Annotated in this window: 21 protein-coding genes; 7 read left to right on the top strand and 14 right to left on the bottom strand. The window is 61.4% G+C overall.

Going from position 1 to position 24,766, the window contains the following annotated elements; translation table 11 throughout:
- The first annotated feature begins 45 nt into the window (after positions 1-45).
- Positions 46-606, top strand: coding sequence for a DUF2780 domain-containing protein (locus AC3WJW_RS26535; RefSeq protein ID WP_493728029.1), 561 nt, complete (start codon positions 46-48; stop codon positions 604-606).
- A gap of 1 nt (position 607) precedes the next feature.
- On the opposite strand, the gene yihG is transcribed toward AC3WJW_RS26535, so the two are convergent.
- Entirely contained in the window at positions 608-1,495 is an 888-nt protein-coding gene (gene yihG / locus AC3WJW_RS26530) for a 1-acylglycerol-3-phosphate O-acyltransferase, YihG family (protein ID WP_493728028.1), read from the bottom strand.
- A gap of 274 nt (positions 1,496-1,769) precedes the next feature.
- Here yihG and rloA2 point away from each other — a divergent pair, with 274 nt between their 5' ends.
- The 4 genes from rloA2 to creD all read left to right on the top strand — a co-directional run bounded on the left by rloA2 (position 1,770) and on the right by creD (position 5,899).
- Positions 1,770-2,276 (top strand): retropepsin-like aspartic peptidase RloA2, encoded by a 507-nt coding sequence (gene rloA2 / locus AC3WJW_RS26525; protein WP_104450044.1) that lies wholly within the window; start codon positions 1,770-1,772, stop codon positions 2,274-2,276.
- Positions 2,277-2,335: 59 nt separating this feature from the next.
- Positions 2,336-3,016, top strand: coding sequence for a two-component system response regulator CreB (creB, locus tag AC3WJW_RS26520; RefSeq protein ID WP_493728027.1), 681 nt, complete (start codon positions 2,336-2,338; stop codon positions 3,014-3,016).
- On the top strand, positions 3,016-4,434 hold the full coding sequence (creC, locus tag AC3WJW_RS26515; protein WP_493728026.1) for a two-component system sensor histidine kinase CreC: 1,419 nt from the start codon (positions 3,016-3,018) through the stop codon (positions 4,432-4,434). The genes creB and creC overlap by 1 nt, the downstream gene beginning before the upstream one ends.
- Before the next feature lie 94 nt (positions 4,435-4,528).
- A complete protein-coding gene (creD, locus tag AC3WJW_RS26510) occupies positions 4,529-5,899 on the top strand; it encodes a cell envelope integrity protein CreD (protein WP_493728025.1) in 1,371 nt (456 codons plus the stop codon).
- Positions 5,900-6,109: 210 nt separating this feature from the next.
- Here creD and AC3WJW_RS26505 read toward each other — a convergent pair whose 3' ends face one another.
- The 8 genes from AC3WJW_RS26505 to AC3WJW_RS26470 form a co-directional block, all read right to left on the bottom strand.
- Complete coding sequence (locus tag AC3WJW_RS26505; RefSeq protein WP_493728024.1) at positions 6,110-6,739, bottom strand: glutathione S-transferase; 630 nt, start codon at positions 6,737-6,739, stop codon at positions 6,110-6,112.
- A gap of 179 nt (positions 6,740-6,918) precedes the next feature.
- Complete coding sequence (locus tag AC3WJW_RS26500) at positions 6,919-7,098, bottom strand: hypothetical protein (RefSeq protein ID WP_056726593.1); 180 nt, start codon at positions 7,096-7,098, stop codon at positions 6,919-6,921.
- Complete coding sequence (locus AC3WJW_RS26495; RefSeq protein ID WP_493728023.1) at positions 7,095-8,225, bottom strand: PepSY-associated TM helix domain-containing protein; 1,131 nt, start codon at positions 8,223-8,225, stop codon at positions 7,095-7,097. The genes AC3WJW_RS26500 and AC3WJW_RS26495 overlap by 4 nt, the downstream gene beginning before the upstream one ends.
- 72 nt (positions 8,226-8,297) lie before the next feature.
- On the bottom strand, positions 8,298-10,733 hold the full coding sequence (locus AC3WJW_RS26490; protein ID WP_493728022.1) for a TonB-dependent siderophore receptor: 2,436 nt from the start codon (positions 10,731-10,733) through the stop codon (positions 8,298-8,300).
- Positions 10,734-11,005: 272 nt separating this feature from the next.
- The gene (locus AC3WJW_RS26485; RefSeq protein WP_493728021.1) at positions 11,006-11,980 is read right to left on the bottom strand and encodes a FecR domain-containing protein; all 975 of its coding nucleotides are present in this window, start codon (positions 11,978-11,980) and stop codon (positions 11,006-11,008) included.
- Positions 11,977-12,495, bottom strand: a complete 519-nt coding sequence (locus AC3WJW_RS26480; protein WP_102700728.1) for an RNA polymerase sigma factor — start codon at positions 12,493-12,495, stop codon at positions 11,977-11,979. Before AC3WJW_RS26480 ends, AC3WJW_RS26485 begins: the two co-directional genes overlap by 4 nt.
- Positions 12,496-12,690: 195 nt before the next feature.
- Positions 12,691-13,398, bottom strand: coding sequence for a 3'-5' exonuclease (locus AC3WJW_RS26475; RefSeq protein WP_493728020.1), 708 nt, complete (start codon positions 13,396-13,398; stop codon positions 12,691-12,693).
- On the bottom strand, positions 13,395-15,335 hold the full coding sequence (locus AC3WJW_RS26470) for a putative nucleotidyltransferase substrate binding domain-containing protein (RefSeq protein WP_493728019.1): 1,941 nt from the start codon (positions 15,333-15,335) through the stop codon (positions 13,395-13,397). The genes AC3WJW_RS26475 and AC3WJW_RS26470 overlap by 4 nt, the downstream gene beginning before the upstream one ends.
- Before the next feature lie 253 nt (positions 15,336-15,588).
- Here AC3WJW_RS26470 and AC3WJW_RS26465 point away from each other — a divergent pair, with 253 nt between their 5' ends.
- Complete coding sequence (locus AC3WJW_RS26465; RefSeq protein ID WP_493728018.1) at positions 15,589-16,035, top strand: response regulator; 447 nt, start codon at positions 15,589-15,591, stop codon at positions 16,033-16,035.
- 95 nt (positions 16,036-16,130) lie between these two features.
- On the opposite strand, the gene AC3WJW_RS26460 is transcribed toward AC3WJW_RS26465, so the two are convergent.
- Positions 16,131-18,308, bottom strand: a complete 2,178-nt coding sequence (locus AC3WJW_RS26460) for a malate synthase G (protein ID WP_493728017.1) — start codon at positions 18,306-18,308, stop codon at positions 16,131-16,133.
- 568 nt (positions 18,309-18,876) lie between these two features.
- On the opposite strand from AC3WJW_RS26460, the gene AC3WJW_RS26455 reads away from it, so the two are divergent.
- A complete protein-coding gene (locus AC3WJW_RS26455; protein WP_008048231.1) occupies positions 18,877-19,395 on the top strand; it encodes a glycine cleavage system transcriptional repressor in 519 nt (172 codons plus the stop codon).
- A 216-nt stretch (positions 19,396-19,611) separates the two neighbouring features.
- On the opposite strand, the gene rarD is transcribed toward AC3WJW_RS26455, so the two are convergent.
- The 4 genes from rarD to AC3WJW_RS26435 all read right to left on the bottom strand — a co-directional run bounded on the left by rarD (position 19,612) and on the right by AC3WJW_RS26435 (position 24,619).
- A complete protein-coding gene (gene rarD / locus AC3WJW_RS26450) occupies positions 19,612-20,499 on the bottom strand; it encodes an EamA family transporter RarD (RefSeq protein ID WP_493728016.1) in 888 nt (295 codons plus the stop codon).
- A gap of 216 nt (positions 20,500-20,715) precedes the next feature.
- Positions 20,716-21,690 carry a serine/threonine protein kinase gene (locus AC3WJW_RS26445; RefSeq protein ID WP_007980356.1) on the bottom strand — a complete coding sequence of 325 codons (975 nt, stop codon included), beginning with the start codon at positions 21,688-21,690 and terminating at the stop codon, positions 20,716-20,718.
- Positions 21,691-21,887: 197 nt separating this feature from the next.
- Positions 21,888-23,789, bottom strand: a complete 1,902-nt coding sequence (locus tag AC3WJW_RS26440; protein WP_493728015.1) for a PhoX family protein — start codon at positions 23,787-23,789, stop codon at positions 21,888-21,890.
- Between the two features lie 65 nt (positions 23,790-23,854).
- Positions 23,855-24,619 (bottom strand): TOBE domain-containing protein, encoded by a 765-nt coding sequence (locus tag AC3WJW_RS26435; RefSeq protein ID WP_493728014.1) that lies wholly within the window; start codon positions 24,617-24,619, stop codon positions 23,855-23,857.
- Positions 24,620-24,766 lie beyond the last annotated feature (147 nt).

Raw genomic sequence — 24,766 nt, 5'->3', positions numbered from 1 at the left:
TTTTTCGCCGCCCATTGCCGGGCGGTGTTCATCGAGGATGTCTGAATGAAGATTTCACGCGGTTTTGCACTGGCATCACTCCTGACCCTGGCTGCCAGCCCGGCTTTTGCACAGTTCAACCTGAGTGATGCAGCCAATGTCATTGCCGGCATGAAGGGCGATGACGCGGCCGCGACCGCCGCACCGACGCCACAGACCGCCGATTTGCTGAGCACTCTCAGTGAATTGGACATCACCCCAGAGCAAGCCATCGGCGGCGCCGGGGCCATGCTGGGCCTGGCGAAGAACCAGTTGAGTTCGACCGACTACGCGCAATTGGCCAAAAGCGTGCCGGGCATCGACATGCTCTCGGGCGGCGGTGAGTTGGGCGCGCTGGCCGGCCTGCTCGGCTCCAGCGGCAAAGCGGCAGGGCTGGACAACGCCCTGGGCAACGTCAAGGACACCAACGACCTGAACAACGCCTTCAGCGCCCTGGGCATGGACAGCGGCATGATCGGCCAGTTTGCTCCGGTGCTCCTGCAGTACCTCGGTCAGCAGGGTGTCGGCGGTACGCTGCTGAGCAGCCTGGGCAACATCTGGGGCGCTGGCACCGGCACCGGTAGCTGATTCAGCTGCGCTCGGCGCGCAAGGCGTCGATGCGCCGGTCCTTCTCGATCCAGAGCTGGTTGACCCAGTTCTGGATCTTCTCGCGAAACACCGGATCGTTTTCGTAATCGCCCTGCCATAGCGCCGGGTCGAGGTCGCGGGTCTTGATGTCGATGATGACCCTTGGCAGATTGCCGCTGATCAGGTCCCAGAACCCCGGAATCTTCTGCTGCGGGTAAACCACCGTCACATCGAGAACGGCGTCCAGCTGTTCGCCCATTGCCGCCAGCACGAATGCCACGCCGCCAGCCTTGGGCTTGAGCAGGTGAGTGAATGGCGACTGCTGTTGAGCGCTTTTCGCTGCGGTGAAGCGCGTACCTTCCAGATAGTTGACCACCGTCACCGGCTGGCGCTTGAACAGCTCGCAGGCCTTTTTGGTGATCTCCAGATCCTTGCCCGCCAGCTCCGGGTGTTTGGCCAGGAACGCCTTGCTGTAGCGCTTCATGAACGGGTAGTCCAGCGCCCACCACGCCAGGCCCAGGAAGGGCACCCAGATCAGTTCTTTCTTGAGGAAGAATTTGAAGAACGGCGTGCGCCGGTTCAGCGTCTGGATCAGCGCCGGGATGTCGACCCAGGATTGATGGTTGCTGATCACCAGGTACGAGGTATCGCGGCGCAGATCTTCACCGCCACGGATGTCCCATTGGGTGGGGATGCAGACGCGGAAAATCAGCTTGTCGATTTCCGACCAGGTTTCGGCGATCCACATCACGGCCCAGGAGGCGTAATCGCGAAAGCGCCCGGGCAGGACCAGTTTGAGCAAGGCAAACACCATCAAGGGCCCGATCAGGACCAGGGTGTTGAGCAACAGCAGCAGTGTGACGAAACAGCCGGTGAGCAGGCGGCGCATAAAGAACTCTTGCAAGCGTTTGGGCGCGCCATGATAAGCAGCTTCAGGCGACAGGCCAAATCGCTATGACGAATGCTTCACCTGGGCGGCGGTAGACTGGATACCCTCGTCCCTGTAGGAGCTGCCGAAGGCTGCGATCTTTTGACTTTGTTTTGAAGATCAAAAGATCGCAGCCTTCGGCAGCTCCTACAGGGCTTTGATTTTCAAATTTCTGCGAACGAATTCAACGGCCACGGTCTAAAATTCCGCTGCCCATCCTTCAAGGAAGCCCTACGTGAAATCGCTCCTCGCACTGCTTTCCCTCCTGGCCCTGCCGGTCATGGCCGCTGAGCCGACCCTGTACGGGCGTTACGAATACATCGCCCTGCCGGAAATTGGCGGGCAGGTCCTCAAGGCGAAAATGGACACCGGCGCCCTGACCGCGTCGCTGTCGGCCAAGGACATCGAAACCTTCAAGCGTGACGGCGAAGACTGGGTGCGTTTCCGCCTGGGCACCAAGGATGCGGGCAACCAGGTCTACGAACACAAGGTCGCGCGCATCAGCAAGATCAAGACCCGCTCCGAAGAGGACGAGGAGGACAGCGAAGTCGTCGCGCCGACCAAGCGTCCGGTGGTTGATCTGGAGCTGTGCCTGGGTCACGTCAAGCGCACGGTCGAGGTCAACCTGACAGACCGCAGCAGCTTCAACTACCCGTTGCTGATCGGCGCCAAGGCGTTGCGCGAGTTTGGTGCGGCGGTGAACCCGGCGCGGCGGTTTACCGCGGACAAGCCCGATTGCTGATTGACGGAGTGTGAGGCTTGGGGCACCGTTCGCCCACATCCCTGCCGGGCTCGGACGCCATGCCTCATATCCTGATTGTCGAAGACGAAGCGGCCATTGCCGACACCCTGATTTTCGCCCTGCAAGGCGAGGGCTTCACCACCACGTGGCTGAGCCTCGGCGCGGCGGCGCTGGAGCATCAGCGTCAGACCCCGGCGGATCTGATCATTCTCGATATCGGCCTGCCGGACATCAGCGGCTTCGAAACCTGCAAGCAACTGCGGCGCTTCAGCGAAGTGCCGGTGATGTTCCTCAGTGCCCGGGATGGCGAGATCGATCGCGTCGTGGGCCTGGAAATCGGCGCCGACGATTACGTGGTCAAGCCGTTCAGCCCTCGGGAGGTGGCGGCGCGGGTCCGGGCGATTCTCAAACGCATGGCGCCCCGCACGGTGAGCGAACCGTCGACGACGTTGTTCCGCATCGATGGCGACCGTGTGCAAATCAGCTATCGCGGTCAACTGCTGACCCTTACCCGCCATGAATTCCGCCTGCTGCAATGCCTGCTGGAACAGCCCGAGCGCGTCTTCAGTCGCGAACAGTTGCTCGATGCCCTGGGCGTGGCCGCCGACGCCGGTTATGAGCGCAGCATCGACAGCCACATCAAGAGCGTGCGCGCCAAGTTGCGACGGGTGAAGGCTGACGCCGAACCGATCCAGACCCACCGCGGCCTTGGCTACAGCTACAGCCCGGGACACAGCTAATGCCGCTGGGAATCCGGTTTTTCCTGGTCTACGCACTGTTCATCGGCCTGACGGGCTACTTTGTGCTCAACACGGTCATGCAAGAGATCCGCCCCGGCGTTCGCCAGTCCACCGAAGAAACCCTGGTCGATACCGCCAACCTGATGGCCGAGATCCTGCGCGACGACTTCAAGGCCGGCACCCTCAATCAGAACCGCTGGCCGCAACTGCTCAAGGCTTACGGTGAGCGCCAGCCGGCGGCGAAAATCTGGGGCTTGCCGAAGAATCAGGTCAACCACCGCATCTACGTCACCGACGCCAAGGGTATCGTCGTGCTGGATTCCAGCGGAGCGGCGGTGGGGCAGGATTACTCGCGCTGGAACGACGTCTACCTGACCCTGCGCGGCGAATACGGCGCTCGCTCCACCCGCGGTGACCCGAACGATCCGGGGTCTTCGGTGATGCATGTCGGCGCGCCGATTCGCGACAACGGCCAGATCATCGGCGTGGTCACCGTGGCCAAGCCCAACAGCTCGTTGCAGCCTTATGTGGATCGCACGGAACGCCGGTTGCTGGCGTATGGCGCCGGGCTGATCGGCCTCGGTTTGCTGTTCGGCGCGTTGTTGTCCTGGTGGCTGAGCCGCGCCCTGCGCAGATTGACGGCGTACGCCCAAGGCGTCAGTGCGGGCCGGCGGGTTGAAGTGCCGCATTATCGCGGTGGTGAGCTGGAACAATTGGCCACGGCGGTGGAGCAGATGCGCACGCAGCTTGAAGGCAAGGCCTACGTCGAGCGTTACGTGCACACACTGACCCATGAGCTGAAGAGTCCGCTGGCAGCCATTCGTGGCGCGGCGGAATTGTTGCAGGGCGATATGCCGCTGGTCCAGCGGCAGCGTTTCGTCGGCAACATCGACAGCGAAAGTGCGCGCATGCAGCAGTTGATCGAGCGCTTGCTGAATCTGGCGCAAGTCGAGCAGCGTCAGGGGCTGGAAGAACGCGTCGACGTGCCGCTGGGTGCTTTGGTGAGGGAGTTGCTGAGTGCTCAGGCGGCGCGAATCGAATGCCGTCAGTTGCAGGTGGAACAAAGCATTGCAGCGGATCTGATGTTGAGCGGCGAGCCGTTTTTACTGCGGCAGGCACTGGGCAACCTGTTGGAAAACGCGCTGGATTTCACCCCGGCCAAAGGCGTGCTGCGCCTCGGTGCCCGGCGAATTGACGAGCAGGTCGAGTTCAAATTGTTCAATCAGGCCGAGGCCATTCCGGACTATGCGTTGCCAAGGCTGAGCGAGCGTTTCTACTCGCTGCCGAGACCGGACAGCGGGCGCAAAAGCACCGGGCTTGGGCTGAACTTTGTCGAAGAAGTGGTCAAGCTGCACGGCGGCACCCTGAGCATCGGGAATGTCGACGGCGGAGTGGAAGTGACCGTGCACCTGCCTTAGGGCCGGCTCAGTCTCCACACAGTCTCCACATTCCCTCCATTCATTCCTCACACAGCCACGCCAGACTTTCCCCATCCAAAACAGGGAGAGTCCCATGAACCGTAGCCTGACCCTAAAACTCGGGGCGATTGCCCTGTTGATTCTGTTGTTGCTGATCCCGCTGCTGATGATCAACGGTGTGATCCGCGACCGTCAGCAATTGCGCGACGGCGTGCTCGACGACATCGCCCGCAGTTCCAGTTTCAGCCAGCAGGTGAGCGGTCCGTTGCTGGTGGTGCCGTATCGCAAAGTGGTGCGCACCTGGAAGACCCGTGAAAAAACCAACGAGCGTTATCAAGACATCAGCGAAGAGCGCGGTCGTCTGTACTTCCTGCCGGAACGCTTCGAGCTCGACGGCCAGGTGCAGACCGAGTTGCGTTCCCGGGGGATTTACCAAGCGCGGCTGTTTCATGCCGACAATCGCATTAGTGGGCTTTTTTCGCTGCCGGCGCGGCTTGGTATCAAGGAAGACTTTGCCGATTACCGGTTCGACCAGCCGTTTCTCGCCGTTGGCATCAGCGACATCCGTGGCATCGAAAATGCCTTGAAACTCGAGCTCGACGGCCAGAGCCTGGACTTCATTCCCGGTAGCCAGGTCGGCTGGCTGGGTGAGGGCGTGCACGTGACACTGCCGGCGCTGAACACCGAACAGGCCGCGGAGCTGGCTTTCGGTTTTAACCTGCGCCTGCAAGGCACGGGCGTGTTGCAGGTATTGCCGGTGGGTAAAACCAGCACCGTCTCGCTGAGCGCCGACTGGCCTCACCCAAGCTTCATCGGCAACTATCTGCCGGCCCAGCGTAACGTCACCGATCAGGGGTTCACCGCCAATTGGCAGGCGTCGTTTTTCTCCACCAATCTGCAGGAGGCCTTGAGCAGCTGTGTCACTGGCGGTGACTGCGCAGCCTTCAGCGGCCGCAGCTTCGGTGTGAGCTTTATCGACCCGGTGGACCAGTACCTGAAAAGCGACCGGGCGATCAAATACGCACTGCTGTTCATTGTCCTGACGTTCGCCGGTTTCTTCCTCTTCGAAGTGTTGAAAAGCCTGGCCGTGCACCCGGTGCAATACGCGCTGGTGGGGGTGGCCCTGGCGTTCTTTTACCTGCTGTTGCTGTCGCTGTCCGAGCACGTCGGTTTTGGGCTGGCCTATCTGTTGTCGGCGGCGGGCTGCGTGTTGTTGATCGGTTTTTATGTGTGCCATGTGCTGCGCAGCGTCGTGAACGGGTTGAGCTTCTCCGCGGGACTGGCGGCGTTGTACGGCCTGCTTTACGGCGTGTTGAGCGCCGAGGATTACGCGCTGTTGATGGGCTCGTTGCTGCTGTTCGGTTTGTTGGGTGTGTTCATGGTGCTGACGCGCAAGCTGGATTGGTATGGGGTTGGGCAGAAAGCGGTGAAACCGTTGGACTTCGATATTGGAGCGGTGCAATGAACCGGTCGGTGGGGTTGCGCGAGGATCAGCGCTGGAGCGAGGTGTTAGTGACGCTGATTTTGCAGTGGTTGCCTGATGAACCGCGTTGGTATTTTCGCGAGCAGGCTCGCTCCCACAAGGGTTCTCCAGTGAATACAAAATTTGTACGCACCGACGACCTGCTGTGGGAGCGAGCCTGCTCGCGAAGCGGCCAGTACTGCCGGCGAAGTTCTAAGCCTTCGGCATCGTCGCAATCATCGAAGGCCGCTGGCTCACCTCGAAGTACCACCCCGCCAGCTGCGGATTCGCCGTGCGCCAATCCAGATCCGGATGGCGCAGGTCCAGGTAACCCAGTGCACAGGCCACGCTGATCGCGGCCACGTCGAAGTGGCAGGTCAGCTCGGCAATCGCGTCCTTTTCCAGCAAGGCCAGGGCGCGGCGGATCTTGTCGCGCTGGCCGTCGAGCCATTCGTCCCAGTGTTTCTCCGGGGCACGCAGGGCGACTTCGTAGCGCACCAGCACGGCCGCGTCCATGATCCCGTCGGCAAGGGACGCGAGGGTCAGGCGCCGCCAGCGGGCCGAGCCTTCGCGGGGAATCAGCGGGTTGCCGACGTGTTGCTGATCGAGGTAGTCGAGGATGACCCGGCTGTCATGGATGACATTGCCGTCCGCCAGGCGCAGGGCCGGGATTTTGCTCAGGGGGTTGTCGTCGATCAGGGTCGTGTCCGGGGTGACCGGGGTGAGGACGCTGGTCTGCAGCGCCACGCGGTCCTGTTGACCGGTTTCGTGCAGCAGCACCATGACTTTGCGAACGAAGGGAGAGAGCGGGTTGTGGTACAGGGTCATGCTCGGGGCGGACATGGCAGCGTCTCGATCGGTGGCAGAGTCGGGCAGCATAGCGTGTTGGAGCGATAGCTCAAGATGGCAAACACCCCTGTAGGAGCGAGCTTGCTCGCGATGGACTTGAGAGCGCCGCTGGGTGTCAGGTTCCCCGCGTTATCGTTAACGTCCATCGCGAGCAAGCTCGCTCCTACAGGGGGTTAGCGGCGTTGCAGGAGGCCGCGTAGGGCCAGCACAGCCGGGATGCCCAGCCCCACCCAGCTCAGTGAATCCCACACACCATCCCCGAGCAACGCGGCAAACAGCCCTGCCGCGCTGAGCACCGCGATGACGGTGGGAATGGCAAAGACCTTCCAGAAATTCGACTGCCGGGGCTTCATGCCACGTTCTCCGCTTTTTCCAGCACAGGCCTGGCAACCTTGCGCCGCACCACCCACAGATAGACTCCGCTGCCGAGCACAATGATGGTCAGCACATCCAGGGTCGCCCAGAGGATTTGCATCGGCATGCCGCCGTAGTCGCCGAAGTGCAGCGGTTGCGACATGCCCATGGCATCCATGTACCAGGGCCGCTCGGCTACGGCAGTGACTTGCAGGGTACTGGCGTCGATCAGCACCGGCGTCAGCAGGTGCGAGGTCAGGTGCGTGCTGCCTTTCATGAACACCGCGTAATGGTGCTCGCTGGAAAACCGCGTGCCGGGGAAGGCGATGAAGTCCGGCTGCATGCCCGGCGCGACTTCCTTGGCGATGTCGAGCAGACGGGTGGCCGGCGCCAGGTGCGTCAGCGGTGGCGCATCACGGTACGGCGCGACCATCGCGCTCAGGCTGTCGTTGCGCCAGGCGGCAATGATCAGGTCGGCGCAGGCACTGATCACGCCGGTCACGCCGACCACCAGGGCCCAGGTCAAGGTCACGACGCCGATCAGGTTATGCAGGTCGAGCCAGCGCAGACGGGTGGATTTGTCCTGGCGCACGGTGGCGAACTTCAGGCGGCGCATGAATGGCAGGTACAAGACGGTGCCGGAGACGATCGCCACCACGAACAGAATCCCCATGAACGCCAGCAGCAGTTTGCCCGGTAAGCCGGCAAACATGTCCACGTGCAGGCGCAGCATGACCATCATGAAACCACCGTTTGCCGACGGCATCTCCAGGGCCTCGCCGGTACGGGCGTCGAGCATGAAGGTATGGGACGAATTGGGTTCAGTGCCGGCGGTGGGGGCCATGATCGCAATCGCGGCATTGGGTTCGTCATCCTCGAAGCCGAAATACTGCATGACTTCGCCAGGGCGATGCTTTTCAGCCGCCGCTACCAGCTGCTGCAGATCAAGCAGCGGGGTGTCTGCCGGCATCTGCTTCAGCTCGGCCGCATCGCCGAGGAGATGGTCGATCTCGTGGTGGAAGATCAGCGGCAGGCCGGTCAGTGCCAGCAGCAACAGGAACATCGTGCAAATCAGGCTGGTCCAGGTATGAACAGCGGACCAGCGGCGAATTGTTTTACTTTTCATTTCATAGCCTTCAGAAAAACCAAAGCCGTCCTTTGGGGACGGCTTGGTCATAGGGCGTGTCAGCTCAAACTGTTACCACTTGTACGTTGCACTGGCGACGACACTGCGCTGGTCGCCGTAGTAGCAGTAGAAGCTGTCGCAGGTCGAGATGTAGTCCTTGTCGAACAGGTTGGTTGCGTTAACGGCCAGCGAAGCGCCCTTGAGGCTGTTGTCCAGGCGGCCGAGGTCGTAGTGTACCGCGGCGTCGAACACCGTGTAGGCGTCGGCCTTGCCCAGCCAGGTGTTGGCCTCGTCGCCGTAAGTGTTGCCGGTGTAGCGCGCGCCGGCGCCGATGCCGAAGCCGTCGAGTACGCCGTTGTGCCAGGTGTAGTCGCCCCATACCGATGCTTGCTGGTTAGGCATCAGTTGCAGGCGATTACCCTTGAATGCGCCGTCTTGCACTTCGGACCTGGCCAAGGTGTAGGCGGCGGTGACCTTGAGGTTTTCGGTGACGTCGGAAACGGCTTCCAGCTCCAGGCCTTTGACTCTCACTTCGCCGGTCTGGCTGGTGATCGTCACGTTGCCCACATTGTTGGTGACGGAAACGTTTTTCTGGGTCAGGTCATACACAGCGGCCGTCAGCAGTGTGTTGCTGCCTGGTGGCTGGTACTTGATGCCCAGTTCCCACTGCTTGCCTTTGGTCGGCTTGAACGAATCGGTCGGCGAGGCGACGGCATTGCTGGCCGGCTGGAACGATTCGGCGTAGGACAAGTAAGGCACGAAGCCCGAGTCGAATACATAGCTGATCGCCGCGTTGCCGCTGAAGTTTTTGTCGCGCTCGGTGTTGGTGGCATCGCCCTTGTTGAAGAATTTGGTACCGGTATGTACCCAGTCTTCACGACCGCCGAGGGTCAGGCGCCATTGGTCGAGGGCCATTTGATCCTGGACGTACAGACCGGTCTGGTAGGTCTTCTGGTCATAGTCATAAAACGCCGAGGAGCGTGGTGGACGGGTGATCGGCAAGCCATAGACCGGATCGTTGACGTTGATGGCCGGTGCGCCGCCAAAGATCGAGGTGTAGTTGGTGTTGCTGCGCTGGTGGTCCAGGCCGATCAACAGCGTGTGATTAATGTCGCCGGTGGCGAAGTCGGCCTGGAGGTTGTTGTCTACGGCGAACTGGCTGATGTCTTCGTCGACATTGGTCGTGCCGCGCCCGGTGTTGCCTTCATCGTCTACGACAAATCCGATGGAGGGGAAGTAGCTGTTGACGGTCACCGTCTGGAACGACAGGTCCGACTTGGTGTAGCGCAGGTTCTGGCGGAACTGCCAGACATCGTTCAAGCGATGCTCGAAGGCATAACCCAGTGCGTAATAGGTGCGGTCGTAGAAATCGTAGTCCGGATCACCCAGGTTCTTGTGGTGCGAGATCTTGCCGAACGGCATGTCGATCTTGGTGCCTTGAATCGGATAGAACTGGCTGGTAACGCCGGTATCGTCACGGGTGAACTGTGTCAGCAGGGTGAAGCGGGTGTCTTCGTCGATGTTCCAGGTCAGGCTTGGCGCAATGTTGTAGCGCTTGTCATCGATATGGTCGATCTGGGTGCCGCCGTCACGCACCACGCCGCTCACGCCATAGAGAAAGCGGCCTTCGTCGTCGATCTTGCCGGTGCTGGCGAAGTTGATCTGGCGATGGTTGTCGCTGCCGTACTGCAGCTGGATTTCGCTGCTGGCTTCGGCGCTCGGGCGACGGCTGACCATGTCCAGCAGGCCGCCTGGTGGGGTCTGGCCGTACACGGACGAGGCCGGGCCGCGCAGCAAGGCCAGGCGGTCGAGGTTCCAGGTTTCCTGTTTCGGGTTGGCGTATACGCCTTTTGGCAGGGGCAGGCCGTCGAGGAATTGAGTCGGCTCGAAACCACGCACGCGCAGCCAGTCAGCGCGGGTGTCGCTGCCGTAGCTGCTGGCGGTGATGCCCGGCAGGTAGCGCACGGCGGCGTCAAGGGTATGCGCGTTGCGATCGTCCATCTGCTCGCGCGTGACGACCGAAATCGAGCGCGGTACCTCGACCAGCGCGGTATCGGTCTTGGTGCCGGCGGCGGTGCGCTTGGCCACGTAGCCTTGCACCGGGCCCCAGGCGCTTTCAGCGTCTTCCACGCCAATCACGCTGGTTGCCGGCAGAGCCATCACACCCTCGGGCACGGCCACCAGGCTGTAGGTGCCGGCACTGCTTTGCTCCAGTTGCAGCCCGGTGCCACGCAGGGCCTCACGCAGGGCGCCGGCGGCGTCGAACTGGCCGTTGACTGGCGCCGAGGTTTTGCCTGCCGCCAGGGATGGGTTCAACGACAAGGCCAGGCCGGCCTGGCTGGCGATCTGGTTCAGGGTGCTGGCCAGTGGTGCGGCTGGCAGGTTGTAGGCGCGAACGCTTGACGCCTGCTCAGCGGCGACCAGTTGGCTGCTGGCCAAAGGAGTGCAAAGGGCAACGGCGACCGCCAGCAAACTGGGGCGCAACAGGGTGTTCAGCGAACGGGACATACAGCGGCTCCTGAATGGAAACATTTCTCAATTGCCTGTGTGCCGAACGAGAATCAGAAAGTGATAGGGCTGGATGAAAATAATTTCTATTCAGTTATTCAATAAGCACTGAAGGGTTTCAGGCGTGCGCCTTTGTGGCGAGGGGGCTTGCCCCCGTTGGGTCGCGAAGCGGCCCCCTGCATTTTCCTGACAGACTGTGTTCGCTGACTTTACGACTGCTTTGCAGCCGAGCGGGAGCAAGCTCCCTCGCCACAAAGGGGCTGTGTGCGGGTTCAGGGCTTTGTTTCGGCCTTGGCTACTACCTTCACCCACCATTGCGTGTGCTGTTCGATCTGCACGGGCAGGGTCGGCAGCAGGGCATTGAGCGCCAGGTCGGTGTCACGCAGCGGGAAGCTGCCAGTGATGCGCAGGTCGGCCACTTCCGGCGCAACGCCAACGTAACCGGTTCGATAGCGACCGATTTCATGCACCAGATCTTCCAGCCGCGTGTTGTCCACCACCAGCATGCCGCGGGTCCAGGCATCCGCGCCGAAGTTGACGGCCAGAACCGGGCCCAGGCCGTTATTGCGGATCAACACCTGCTGGCCTTCGCGCAGAATCTGTTCATCCGGGCTGGACTCGGGGTGAACCGCCACCGCCGACTGCAACACACTCAGGCGTGTGCCTTCTTCTTCACGCTTGACCAGAAACCGCGTACCCAGTGCGCGCATGCTGCCTTCACGGGTTTCGACGATGAACGGCCGGGGATCGCCGTGACCGGTTTCAACCAGGATTTCGCCTTCCTGAAGCACGATGCGCCGCTGCTTCTCATCGAAGCGCACATCCAGGGCACTGTGGGTGTTGAGATTGACCAGCGTGCCATCCGCCAGGCGCAGGGTGCGCTGCTCGCCAACGGCGGTGCGCTGGTCGGCCAGCCAGTAATCGATCGGCAGGTAACGTGGCCCGGCAAACAGCGCCAGGCCGATCACGGCCACCACGCTCGCCACGCCATTGCCGAGCTTGCGCACCCGTCGGCGGATGCCTTCGCGCGATTGCAGCAGGGCAGTGCGGGCCGGGCCACTGGCTGCGCTGAAGCGTTGGTCGAGCATGCCCAACTGGCGCCAGGCGCGGGCGTGCTCTTCGTGGGCAGCGTGCCACTTGGCGAATTCTTCGCGCTCTACCGGGTTGGCGCCCTCCATGGACAACTGCCAGGCAATCGCTGCGTCAAGCACGTTGGCCGATACCGGTTTGGAATTGACCGGGTTCATGTCGGCTCACCGTACAGCGCGATGTAGCATTGGCGAATGCCCTGGGCCAGGTACTGGCGCACCCGCGGCACCGATACCCCCAGGCGCTCGGCGATTTCTGCGTGGCCAAGACCGTCGAGACGGTTGTAGAGGAACGCCGCCCGGGCCTTGGTGGAAAGCTTGCCGAGCAAACGGTCGATGTTTTTCAGGTCTTCGAGGATCATCTGCTGCTCTTCCGCCGACGGTTGTTCGGCTTCGGGAATCAGCATCAGCTCGGTGAGGTAAGCCTGTTCCAGCGCGGCGCGACGGAAGTAATCGAACAGCAGGCCCTTGGCGATGGCAACCAGGAATGCCCGCGGTTCGCGTGGTTCCTTCAGTTCCTCACGGCCCAGCAAGCGCACAAAAGTGTCCTGGCTCAGGTCTTCGGCCCGCTGTGGGCAGGCGACATTGCGTCGAAGCCAGGCCAATAGCCAACCGCGATGGTCGCGATATAACGCACCGACGAGCTCACTTTGAGGGCTTGGGACTGACGACACGCCGCATCACCGCTTGGGAAGTGTTAACTAACGAGAATTGTTCGCGATTGTGGCAGAGGCGCGGGAGGTCCGCAATCGGCGTTGGTCGGGAGACCGCGTCATCGTTCATCGCGGTGCAAGCCCGCTCCCACAGGGGGTTCGGTACTCCTGTGGGAGCGGGCTTGCCCGCGATAAGGCCAGAGCAGGCGCCGAAGACTAGAAGGACGGCGCTTGCTGCCGACGCTTCCACTGACTCAAGCGCTGTTGCAAATTCAGCGGGCTATGAATCTGCTGCTGCCGCGCGCGGCTGAACAGGATCAGCGCCAGCTCAGCGGTGGCCAGGGCGTCGGCGCTGGCGTGGTGACGTTCGAAGACTTCGAGCTTGAACCAGTCGATCCAGTCGTCCAGCCCGGCCTCGCGAAAGTGCGCCTGGGGGCATAGCAGCGGTGCAATGTCCGCCACGTCCAGAAACGGATGCTGCAACTTGAAGCCCAGGTGATCTTTCAGCGCACGGCCGAGCATGTGCTGGTCAAACGGCGCGTGGAAGGCCAGTACCGGGCTGTCACCGAGGTATTCCATCAGATCCACCAGCGCTTCTGCGGGATCGCTGCCCGCCGCAATGGCGCTGGGGCCAATGCCGTGGATCAGCACGCTGGGGCCGAGTTTGACTTGCGGATATTGCAAAGTGCGTTCGAACAGTTGGCGAAAGTCGATGGCCCCGTCCTCGATCGCCACCGCGCCAATCGACAACACATGGTCCTTGTTCAGGTTCAGCCCGGTGGTTTCCAGATCGAGCACCACCCAGCGCTGCTCACGCAGGCTGCATTCGCCCAGGGCGGTAGCGGCCGGCAAGCGATCCAGGCGATGTTGCAGGTCGGCGGGCAGGGTGGGGCTCGGCGGGCGCAGCCAGGAAAACAGGCTCATAACTGATACCGCAAGGTCAGGCTGCTCTGCAGGCGTTGGGCCTGACGCAGGGACTCACGCAGGATGCGCCGGTCCAGATGATTGAGGCTGTCGGGATCGACCCGGTTCGAGTAGGGAAAATTCTCCCGGGTCTGTAATTGATGTTGCTGCATGCGGGTTTGCTGAATGAAGTGATAGGCCTCTTCGTACGCGGCGCCGTCCAGGGGTTCGATGACCTCTTTGGCGACCAATTGGCGAAAACGCTCCAGCGTGTTATTGGCTTCGATGCCATGGGCCAGGGCCAGCAGTCGGGCGCCATCGACAAACGGTGCCAAGCCCTGGATCTTCAGGTCCAGGGTGGCCTTCTCGCCATTTTTGCGCGTCAGCACGAACTCGCGCAAACGCCCTACGGGGGGGCGATTGCGCAGCGCATTCTCGGCCATCATGCGCTGGAACAAACGGTTGTCGCCAACCTGATCGAGAATGCTCCGACGCAACTGCTCGCAGCCTTGCTCGCTGCCCCAGACCACGCGCAAATCGAAATAGATGCTCGAACCCAGCAGGTTCTCCGGGGTGGCCTCGCGGATGAACGCCGCAAAGCGCCGCGCCCATTCGGCCCGGGACAGGCACAGCTCGGGGTTGCCGGCCATGATATTGCCCTTGCACAAGGTGAAGCCGCACAGCGCCAGGCTCTGGTTGATCTGCTGGGCGATGGGCAGCAGCTTGCCGCGAATCTCGGCGGCATGCGCCGCATCCCTGGCTTCGAACAGAATGCCGTTGTCCTGATCGGTGTGCAGGGTCTGCTCGCGACGACCTTCACTGCCGAAGCACAACCAACTGAATGGCACGCCGGGATCACCTTTTTCGGCGAGGGTCAGTTCGATCACCCGGCACACGGTGTGATCGTTGAGCAGGGTGATGATGTGGGTGATCTGCGTCGAAGACGCGCCATGGGCCAGCATGCGCTCGACCAGTTGGCCGATTTCGCCCCGCAGCGCCACCAGGTTTTCCACCTTTTGCGCGTTGCGGATGGTGCGCGCCAGGTGCACCAGATCGACCCGTTGCAGGGAAAACAGATCGCGCTCGGAAACCACGCCGCACAAGCGTTGGTCCTTGACCAGGCAGACATGGGCGATGTGACGCTCGGTCATGGCAATCGCCGCGTCGAATGCACTGTGATCCGGCGACAGGTAAAACGGTGCCCGGGTCATGTGCCCTTCGATGGCTTCGTTGAAATCACTGCTGCCATTGGCCACGGTCTGACGCAGGTCGCGCAGGGTGAAAATCCCCAATGGCGCCTTGAGTTCATCGACCACCACGATGCTGCCGACCTGTTGTTCGTGCATCAACGTCACGGCTTCGCGCAAGGGCGTCTGCGGGGCGCATGACACCGGGTGGCGCATGGCCAATTCACCCAGTCGGGTATTGAGCGAATATTGGGTGCCGAGGGTTTCCACGGCTTTTTGCTGCACTTGCTGGTTGACCTGATCCAGCAGGCTGCTGACGCAGCGCAGGGCGAAGTTGCGGAAGGTGTCCGATAGCGAAAACAGGCGGATGAACGCCGGCTTGTTCAGTTGCAGGCAAAAGGTGTCTTCGCCGGCCAGGTGCTCGGTACGGGTCGCCCGTTCACCCAGCAACGCAGCGAGGGGGAAACATTCGCCGGTGGTGATCTCGAAGACCGTTTCGGTGCCACCTTTTGCCGTATCCGGACGCTCGCCTACGACCCGGCCTTGCTTGACGATATAGAAGTGCTCGACCGGGCCGTCGGCGGGTTTGATGATGCTCTCGCCGGGGGCGTAAAAACGCAGCTGACATTGTTCGACCAGATACGCCAGGTGCGCGTGTTCCATCTGGTTGAACGGCGGGAAGCGCTGAAGGAATTGCAACGTGCCCTGGATGTTCTGCAACACCGCGGTTTTCCCTGCCTGTGTGAAGGCGTCCGCTTTACTCATAACCATTACCGCAGTCTTTTTTGAATTGTTGTAGTCGGATGACTTGGACATGGTCGACCCCTGTAGCCGGGGTGCCCATTGGACGTAAGTCTAGGTAGGCCGTTAGCGCTCTGAAATGTCGGAAAAATCCTACGCAAGTGTGCGAAAAACCTCTCAGTCCCCCTATTGGAAAATTATCTGCCGGAGTGCACATTGGTGGTCAGCTTAGCGATGTCTCATAACTGTGCTAGGGAATTGAATTGAACATGTAGAGAACGCCATGTCCGACCACGATATTTTGAGCGACGCCGAGCGCGAAGCGCTGAGTGCCGTCATGCTGGAACCTGACCTGCCACCGCAACGCGTACTGATCGTCGATGACGATAAAGACGCCCGGGACCTGCTGTCAGAGATCCTGGCACTGGACGGTATTCGCTGCCTGACCGCGGCCAGTGGCGAAGCGGCACTCAAGATGCTGGAGGAGAAACCTTCGATCGGACTGGTGATTACCGACCTGCGTATGGGGCATGTCGACGGGCTGGACCTGATCCGGCAGGTGCGCGAGTCGGTACGGGCGGCGTTGCCGGTCATCATCGTATCGGGCGATGCCGACGTAAAAGATGCGATCGCCGCGATGCATTTGAGTGTGGTGGACTTTCTGCTCAAGCCGATCGATGCCGGCAAGCTGCTGGAGTTGGTCAAGCATGAGCTTGGGATGGAGCCTTAGTCCAAGCCCGCTCCCACAAAGAGCAACAAATCACACAAACAAAAAAGCCCTGATCTTTCGATCAGGGCTTTTTCATGTCCGGCGCAGACGCTCAGTTACAGGCCATTGGCGGCCTTGAATTCGCGACGACGACGGTGCAGGACCGGCTCGGTGTAGCCGTTCGGTTGTTTGGTGCCTTCGACCACCAGTTCGACCGCCGCCTGGAAGGCGATGTTGCTGTCGAAGTTCGGGGCCAGCGGACGGTACAGCGCGTCGCCGGCGTTCTGACGGTCAACCACTGGCGCCATGCGCTTGAGGCTTTCCATGACCTGCTCTTCGGTGACGACGCCATGGCGCAGCCAGTTGGCGATGTGCTGGCTGGAAATACGCAGCGTGGCACGGTCTTCCATCAGGCCGACGTCGTTGATGTCCGGCACTTTCGAACAGCCGACGCCCTGGTCGATCCAGCGCACCACGTAACCGAGAATGCCCTGGCTGTTGTTGTCCAGTTCGTTCTTGATCTGTTCGGCGGTCCACTGCGGGTTCACCGCCAGCGGGATGGTCAGGATGTCGTCTACCGATGCATGGGCACGCTTGGCCAGTTCGGCCTGACGGGCGAACACGTCAACCTTGTGGTAGTGCAGCGCGTGCAGTGCGGCAGCGGTCGGCGAAGGTACCCAGGCGGTGTTGGCACCGGCCAGTGGGTGAGCGATTTTCTGTTCGAGCATCGCAGCCATCAGGTCCGGCATGGCCCACATGCCTTTACCGATCTGCGCGCGACCTTGCAGGCCGGTGCTCAGACCGATATCGACGTTGGAGTTCTCGTAGGCGCCGATCCATTTTTCCGCCTTCATGTCCGCCTTGCGCACCATCGGGCCGGCTTCCATGGAGGTGTGGATTTCATCGCCCGTGCGGTCGAGGAAACCGGTGTTGATGAACACCACACGCTCGCTCGCCGCCTTGATGCAGGCCTTGAGGTTGATCGTGGTACGACGTTCCTCGTCCATGATCCCGACTTTGAGGGTGTTGCGTGGCAGGCCCAGCACGTCTTCGATGCGACCGAACAACTCATTGGTGAACGCGGCTTCTTCAGGGCCGTGCATCTTTGGCTTCACGATATAGACCGAGCCGGTGCGGCTGTTCTTGCGCGAGCTGTTGCCGTTGAGGTTGTGGATCGCCGACAGGCAGGTCACCAGGCCATCGAGAATGCCTTCCGGCACTTCATTGCCCTCTTTGTCGAGGATCGCGTCGATGGTCATCAGGTGGCCAACGTTGCGCACGAACAGCAACGAACGACCGTGCAGGCTCAGTTCACTGCCATCGACCGCGGTGTAGGTGCGGTCGGCGTTCATGGTGCGGGTAAAGGTCTGGCCGCCCTTTGCGACGCTTTCCGACAGATCGCCCTTCATCAGGCCGAGCCAGTTGCGGTAGATCACCACTTTGTCATCGGCGTCGACGGCGGCAACCGAGTCTTCGCAGTCCATGATGGTGGTCAGTGCGGCTTCCATCAGGATGTCTTTGACGCCGGCCGCGTCCGTCTGGCCGACCGGAGTGCTGGCGTCGACCTGGATTTCGAAATGCAGGCCGTTGTTTTTCAGCAGGATCGCGGTCGGTGCAGCGGCATCGCCCTGGAAGCCGATCAGCTGAGCGTCGTTGCGCAGGCCGGTGTTGCTGCCGCCTTTAAGGGCGACCACCAGTTTGCCGTCGACGATCTTGTAGCCGGTGGAATCGACGTGGGAGCCGGCCGCCAATGGCGCCGCTTCGTCGAGGAAGGCACGGGCGAAGGCGATGACCTTGTCACCGCGCACCTTGTTGTAGCCTTTGCCTTTTTCCGCACCGTTGGCTTCGCTGATGGCGTCGGTGCCGTAGAGCGCGTCGTACAGCGAGCCCCAGCGGGCGTTCGAGGCGTTAAGCGCAAAGCGTGCGTTCATGACCGGCACCACGAGTTGCGGGCCGGCCATGCGGGCGATTTCGTCATCGACGTTTTGCGTCGTTGCCTGGAAATCGGCCGCTTCTGGCAGCAGATAACCGATGTCTTGCAGGAAGGCTTTATAGGCCGCGGCGTCGTGTGGTTGACCAGCACGCGCTTGGTGCCAGCCATCGATACGAGCCTGGAAATCATCGCGTTTGGCGAGTAGGGCTTTGTTCTTCGGCGCCAGGTCATGGATGACCTTGTCGGCACCGGCCCAGAACTTATCGGCGGTGAGGCCGGTACCGGGAATGGCTTCGTTGTTCACGAAGTCGAACAGGACTTTGGCGACCTGCAGGCCACCGACTTGAACGTGTTCAGTCATTGCTTGCCTCACTCTGCTCAGCTATTTCGCTTTTCAGCTCTTCAAATTAACAATGAAGCCATTGGCCATTTAAACCACAAACCCCTCTGCCAGTACATGCCCATGACGGGCGGCTGGGTTGGGACCAATCAACGGCTTGGGGCCTTGCTGACAGGGCTTTCAGGGTTGCGAACGGGCCGGCGGCAGACATCGATCCAACGTTATGTAGTGCGCGCTGCGGCATACTACATGATGAATTGCGGATGTGAAAATTAGACTAATCACGTCGTTCTGCGACCCCATGACGCATTGCGGTCACGGCGCGGAACAGGATGTTCTCAAAAAACCAGTGGATTGTTCCAGCTAAATATCAAAAGTTGTACACGATTTGTTTGATCGGTCAGATCGGCGGTGCATCCCTTCGCGAGCAAGCCCGCTCCCACAAGGACAGCGCATAACCCTGTGGGAGCGGGCTTGCCCGCGAAGGGGGCAGTCGATACACCTTTGATTCCGGATCTGCCCAGGCACCTTCCAACCCTTGCCTATACTTGGTTCTCTGCAACAAAAATCATGACCAGAGGGCTGCGCCATGGACCACCTCGTACTCACCGTTTTCGCACCGGACAAGCCCGGGCAAGTCGAGCGCATTGCCCAATGCATTGCCGAGCACGGCGGCAACTGGCTGGAAAGCCGTATGTCGCGCATGGCCGGACAATTCGCCGGCATTCTGCGGGTGGGGGTGCCAGCCGAGGCCTATGACGAATTGGTCGATGCCTTGCAAGGCTTGTCCACCCTGGGCATTCGCGTGTTGATCGCCGAAAGCAGCATCGAACAATCCTGCACCTGGAAGCCGATCGCGATGGAACTGGTGGGCAATGATCGCCCGGGGATCGTGCGCGATATCACACGCTTGTTGAGCGAGCAGGGGGTAAGTCTGGAGCGGTTGGTTACCGAAGTGCGCCCGGCACCGATGAGCAGCGAGCCGTTGTTCCATGCCGAAGCGATTCTTGCCGTTCCGCTGACGCTGTCGCTGGACGTCCTGCAATCGCGCCTGGAAACCCTGGCCGACGATCTGATGGTCGAATTGGTGCTGCGCAGTGAGCCCTGATCAGGTTATCCAAGTTAAACGTGCACCGGCCTGTGGATAACCTGTAGAGACACCCCCGCCAGGCCACGCCGACCGGGGTTCTTCAGGATCTGATCAAAAAACCAGCAGTTTCAGCCACTTGCGCACAATCGGCGGGGATCACGCTGTGGATAACCTTGGGAAGGAATGTTGCAGGCCACGGGACTCGTGGCCTGTAGAGGTTTGTGTGTTTTTTGATCAGCTGCGGCGACGCAAACTGAGCCACGCATCGATGCTGTAAACCGCCAGACCGGCCCAGATGAACATGAACGCTACCAGGGTGCTGGACGACAGGTGCTCGCCAAACAGCAACACCGCTTGCAGCAGCACCAATGTCGGCGCCAGGTACTGGAGAAAGCCCAGTGTCGTGTAGGGCAAATGCCGTGCAGCCGCGTTGAAGCAGACCAGCGGCACCAGCGTGACCGGCCCGGCCGCCACCAACCACCAGGCTTCTGACGTGGTCCAGAACTCGGCCTGAGCGCTGTGGGCGGTCGGATTGAACAGCAACCAGGCAATGGCGATCGGCACCAGCATCCAGGTTTCCACTACCAGCCCCGGCAGTGCCTTGACCGGCGCCTGCTTGCGAATCAGCCCGTAGAAACCGAAGGTCAGTGCCAGCACCAGCGACACCCACGGCAGGCTGCCGACTTGCCAGACCTGTTGCGCCACACCCGCAGCCGCCAGACCGACGGCAATCCACTGCATGCGCCGCAGCCGTTCGCCAAGGATCAGCATGCCCAGTAACACGTTCACCAAGGGGTTGATGTAGTAACCGAGGCTGGCCTCCAGCATGCGGCCGTTGTTCACCGACCAGACGTAGGTCAGCCAGTTGGCCGCGATCAGCGCACCGCTAAGGGCCAGGATCGCCAGGCGTCGCGGGTTCTCCCGCAGCTCGCGCCACCAGCCGGGATGCTTCCACACCATCAGCAGCAAGGCACCGAACAGCGCTGACCACAACACCCGGTGGATGATGATTTCCACGGCGGGCACGCTGGCGATGGCTTTGAAGTAGAGGGGGAAAAGTCCCCAGATGATGTAGGCACTCAGGCCCAGAATGTACCCGCGACGCGGGTTGGCGGCTTGCATGCAGAATCCTTGCTTAGGCAGCTAACAAAGAGGGGATTGTAAGGAGATTCGTCTGCGAATGTCCTGACTGAATAGGTAGGTTATTTGTGAACATCGGTACCTGTAGGAGCGAGCCTGCTCGCGATGGACGTCAACGATAACGCGTGCTGTCTGGATAAACGCGTTGCCCTTGCGTTCTTCGCGAGCAGGCTCGCTCCTACAGGGGGGGCGGGGTGGTCAGAAGAGTTTTAGTGGCTCTTCCTGGAGCGCCGCCAATTGTTCGCGCAGTGCCAACACCTGATCGCCCCAGTAACGCTCGGTGCCGAACCACGGAAAGCTGCGGGGGAACGCCGGATCGTCCCAACGACGGGCGAGCCACGCGCTGTAGTGCAACAGACGCAGGGCGCGCAAGGGTTCGATCAGCGCCAGTTCACGCGGGTCGAAGTCGTGGAATTCGTTGTAGCCATCCATCAGTTCCGACAATTGGCTCAGGCAATCCTGGCGATCGCCGGCGAGCATCATCCAGATGTCCTGTACCGCCGGGCCCATGCGGCAGTCGTCGAGGTCGACGATATGGAACATCTCGTCGCGGCACATCATGTTGCCGGGGTGGCAGTCACCGTGCATGCGGATGTTCTGGTGCGGTGTGTTGCTGTAGGCATCCTCCACACGCTTGAGCAGATCGCGGGCCACCGATTCGTAGGCCGGCAGCAGACTGCGGGGGATGAAGTTGCCGTCGAGCAACGTGGCCAGCGAGTCATGGCCGAAGTTTTTCACCGCCAGCGCTTCACGGTGCTCGAATGGCCGGGTCGAGCCGACCGCATGCAGGCGTCCGAGCAACTGGCCCAGGCGATACAGTTGATCGAGGTTGCCCGGCTCCGGTGCGCGGCCGCCGCGGCGGGGGAACAGGGTAAAACGGAAACCGCTGTGTTCGTGCAGGGTTTCACCGTTGTGAATCAACGGCGCCACGACCGGCACCTCGCAATCGGCGAGTTCGGCGGTGAACTGGTGTTCTTCCAGAATCGCCTCGTTGCTCCAGCGTTGCGGCCGGTAGAACTTGGCGATCAGTGGCTCGGCGTCTTCGATACCGACCTGATAGACGCGGTTCTCGTAGCTGTTGAGCGCCAGGATGCGCGCGTCGCTGAGAAAGCCGATGCTTTCGACGGCATCGAGCACGAGGTCTGGCGTAAGGGTTTCAAACGGGTGGGCCATGCTGACTCCTGCGCGCAGCAGGCTGCTGCGTCCGGCCAGGCATGGTAGCGCAGACGGCAGGGCTTTAGGGGGTAGGCTTGAGATGTGCGTTGATTGCGCTGACGCTATCGCGAGCAAGCTCGCTCCCACAAGGTTCTGCGCAGGTTTCAAGTCAGCACCAATCCTGTGGGAGCGAGCTTGCTCGCGATGAGGGCCTGTCAGGCGCCGACGATCCCGCCATCTTCCCGGCTGATCGCCATCACCGAAGAGCGCGGTTTGCCGTTTGGCAGATGCTCGGGGAAGGTCGAGCCACCGTTTTCACCCGGGTGCTGGATCCCGACGAACAGGGTTTTCTGGTCCGGCGAGAAGCTGATCCCGGTCACCTCGCAGCCCACCGGCCCGACCATGAAGCGGCGAATCTCGCCGGTCGCCGGATCTGCGCAGAGCATCTGGTTATTGCCCATGCCGGCAAAGTCACCGGTGTTGCTCACATCACCATCGGTCAGGATCCACAAGCGTCCGGCCTTGTCGAAGCCCAAACCGTCCGGGCTGTTGAACATGTTTTGCGGCGTGATGTTCGACGAGCCGGCCTTTGGCGTCCCTGCATGTGCGGCCGGGTTGCCGGCCACCACAAACAGGTCCCAGGCAAAGGTGTGTGAGGCGTGATCGTCGCGCTCGGTGCGCCAGCGCAGGATCTGGCCGTAGACGTTCTTCTCCCGCGGGTTCGGTCCGCCCACCGGTTGTCCGTCTTCGCCGCGCTTGGCGTTGTTGGTCAACGTGCAGTAGACCTGGCCATCCTTGGGGCTGACCACGATCCATTCCGGGCGGTCCATGCGCGTGGCTTTCACCACACTGGCGGCGAGACGGGCGTGGATCAGCACCTCAGCCTGATCGGCAAAGCCGCTGCTGGCGTCGATACCGTTTTTACCGTGGGTCAGTTCGATCCATTCACCCTGGCCTTTCGGGTGGTCGGCGTTGCCGTCCCCGGCATCGAAACGCGCCACATAGAGGGTGCCGTGATCGAGAATGTCGCGGTTGGCCTTGGGGTTCTTGTGGTCGATCTTGTCGCGGCTGACGAATTTGTAGATGAACTCGCCGCGCTCATCGTCACCCATGTACACCACGGCATGGCCATCGCCGGTTTCGGCCAGGGCGGCGTTTTCGTGTTTGAAGCGGCCGAGGGCGGTGCGTTTGACCGGCGTCGACTGCGGATCGAACGGATCGATTTCCACCACCCAGCCGTGACGGTTGAGTTCGTTGGGGTTCTTGGCCAGGTCGAAGCGCTCGTCGTGTTGGTGCCAGTTGATCTCTTTGCTGGTCACCACCGCGCCGTAGCGTTTTTGCGCCGGGTCGAATTTCTGCTCGGCGTTGCTGCTGCCGAAGCAGTCGGTGAAGTTCTCTTCACAGGTCAGATAGGTGCCCCACGGCGTCTTGCCGTTGGCGCAGTTCTGGAAGGTGCCGAGGACGTTCTTGCCCTGGGCATCGGCGCTGGTCTTCAGCAGTGCGTGACCGGCGGCCGGGCCGCTCAGGGTGATCGGCGCATTGCCGTGAATGCGGCGGTTGTAGCGCGAGCCCTGGACGAATTGCCATTGGCCGTTCTTGCGCTGTACTTCAATCACCGACACACCTTCGCAGGCCAGCGCCTTGCGCACGTCTTCCGCCGATTGCGGCATGCCGCCGTGGGCGTAGAGGTAGCGGTAGTTGGTGTATTCGTTGTTGATCGCCATCAGCGCCCGGTCTTTTTCGCCCGGAAATTCGAACAGGCTCATGCCATCGTTGTTGTCGCCGAACTGGGCTTCCTGATGTTCGGCGCTGCCGTTGCCGCTCGGGTCGAACGCCGGGCCGTCCTTGTGCAGGGGCTGGCCCCAGCTGATCAGCACCGAGGACTTGTAGCCCGGTGGCAGGGTGATGGAGTCGCTGGTGGCGGCAGCAATGCTGTCAAAGCCCAGCAACTGGCTGTTACCGGCGCTGACGCTGGCAGCCATCACACTGCGGCTCAGCAGGTTGCCGCCGAGGAACATCGCCGCGCCGCACAGGGCACCTGCGCTGATGAAGCTGCGACGACTGAGGCCGACCATGGTTTCGAGGTCGGTGGACTGGTTTTCTTCTAATAGGCTCATTTCAGGCTCCCTGCGGTTTTGCAGACACCTTAATGATGAGTAATGAACCTTTTGTTGCAGTTTGCTTAAAGCGGCGTACCCAGCAGAACCCTGGAGGGCGAAAACTCCACGCGCACGGGTTTGCCGCAGGTCAGCCCCAATGCCTGCAGATGTGTGGGTTCGTCCAGCGCGCACAGGGTCAGGCCGTTAGGCAGGGTGATGCGCACTTCGCTGGGGCCATCGTCGGCGTCGAGAATTTTATCGATGGTGCCTTTCAGGCAATTGTTTCCCGGCGTTTCGGCTGAATCGACCTCCAGCACATCGAGCCAGCCGGCCTTGATCAAGGCCACGACTTCGGTGCCGATTTGCAGTTCCAGGCGCTCGGTGCTGTCGTGGGTGATTTGCGCATCGACGATCAAGCCTTCGGCGACTTCGAGACGAATCAGGTCGTTGCGTCCCTGGGGCTCGATCGCCATTACCTTGCCGTGTAACTGATTGCGCGCGCTGGTGCGCAGCATCAAGCGCCCGAGGAGGTCGAGGTCGCTGGCATCTTCAGCGGCTTCCAGCACCTGGGCCTGCAAGGCTTGCAGCTTCTGGTACAGCCGCAGCACCCGCTCGCCTTCGTTGGAGAGACGGGCACCGCCACCGCCCTTGCCGCCGACAATCCGCTCCACCAACGGCTTCTGCGCCAGGTTGTTCAGCTCATCGATGGCATCCCAGGCAGCCTTGTAGCTCAGGCCCGCGCTTTTTGCCGCACGGGTGATCGAGCCTTGCTCGGCGATGTGCTGCAGCAGGGCGATGCGCTGCGGACGGCGGACAATGTGCTGGGACAACAAGGTGGGCAAAGACATGGCAAGTCGCTTTGGGTGGTGGCGATGGGGAGGACGTTGGCGGCTGAAAGCCTGGGAGTCAAGTCACGCCACAATCCTTGTGGGAGCGAGCCTGCTCGCGATGAGTTCATCTCATTCAACATTGGCGTGTCTGATACACCGTCATCG

It is taken from the genome of Pseudomonas sp. GW821-FHT07G06 (assembly GCF_058986625.1).
The sequence above is the reverse complement of the archived record's forward strand: the minus strand, read 5'-3'. Positions and strand labels throughout refer to the sequence as shown.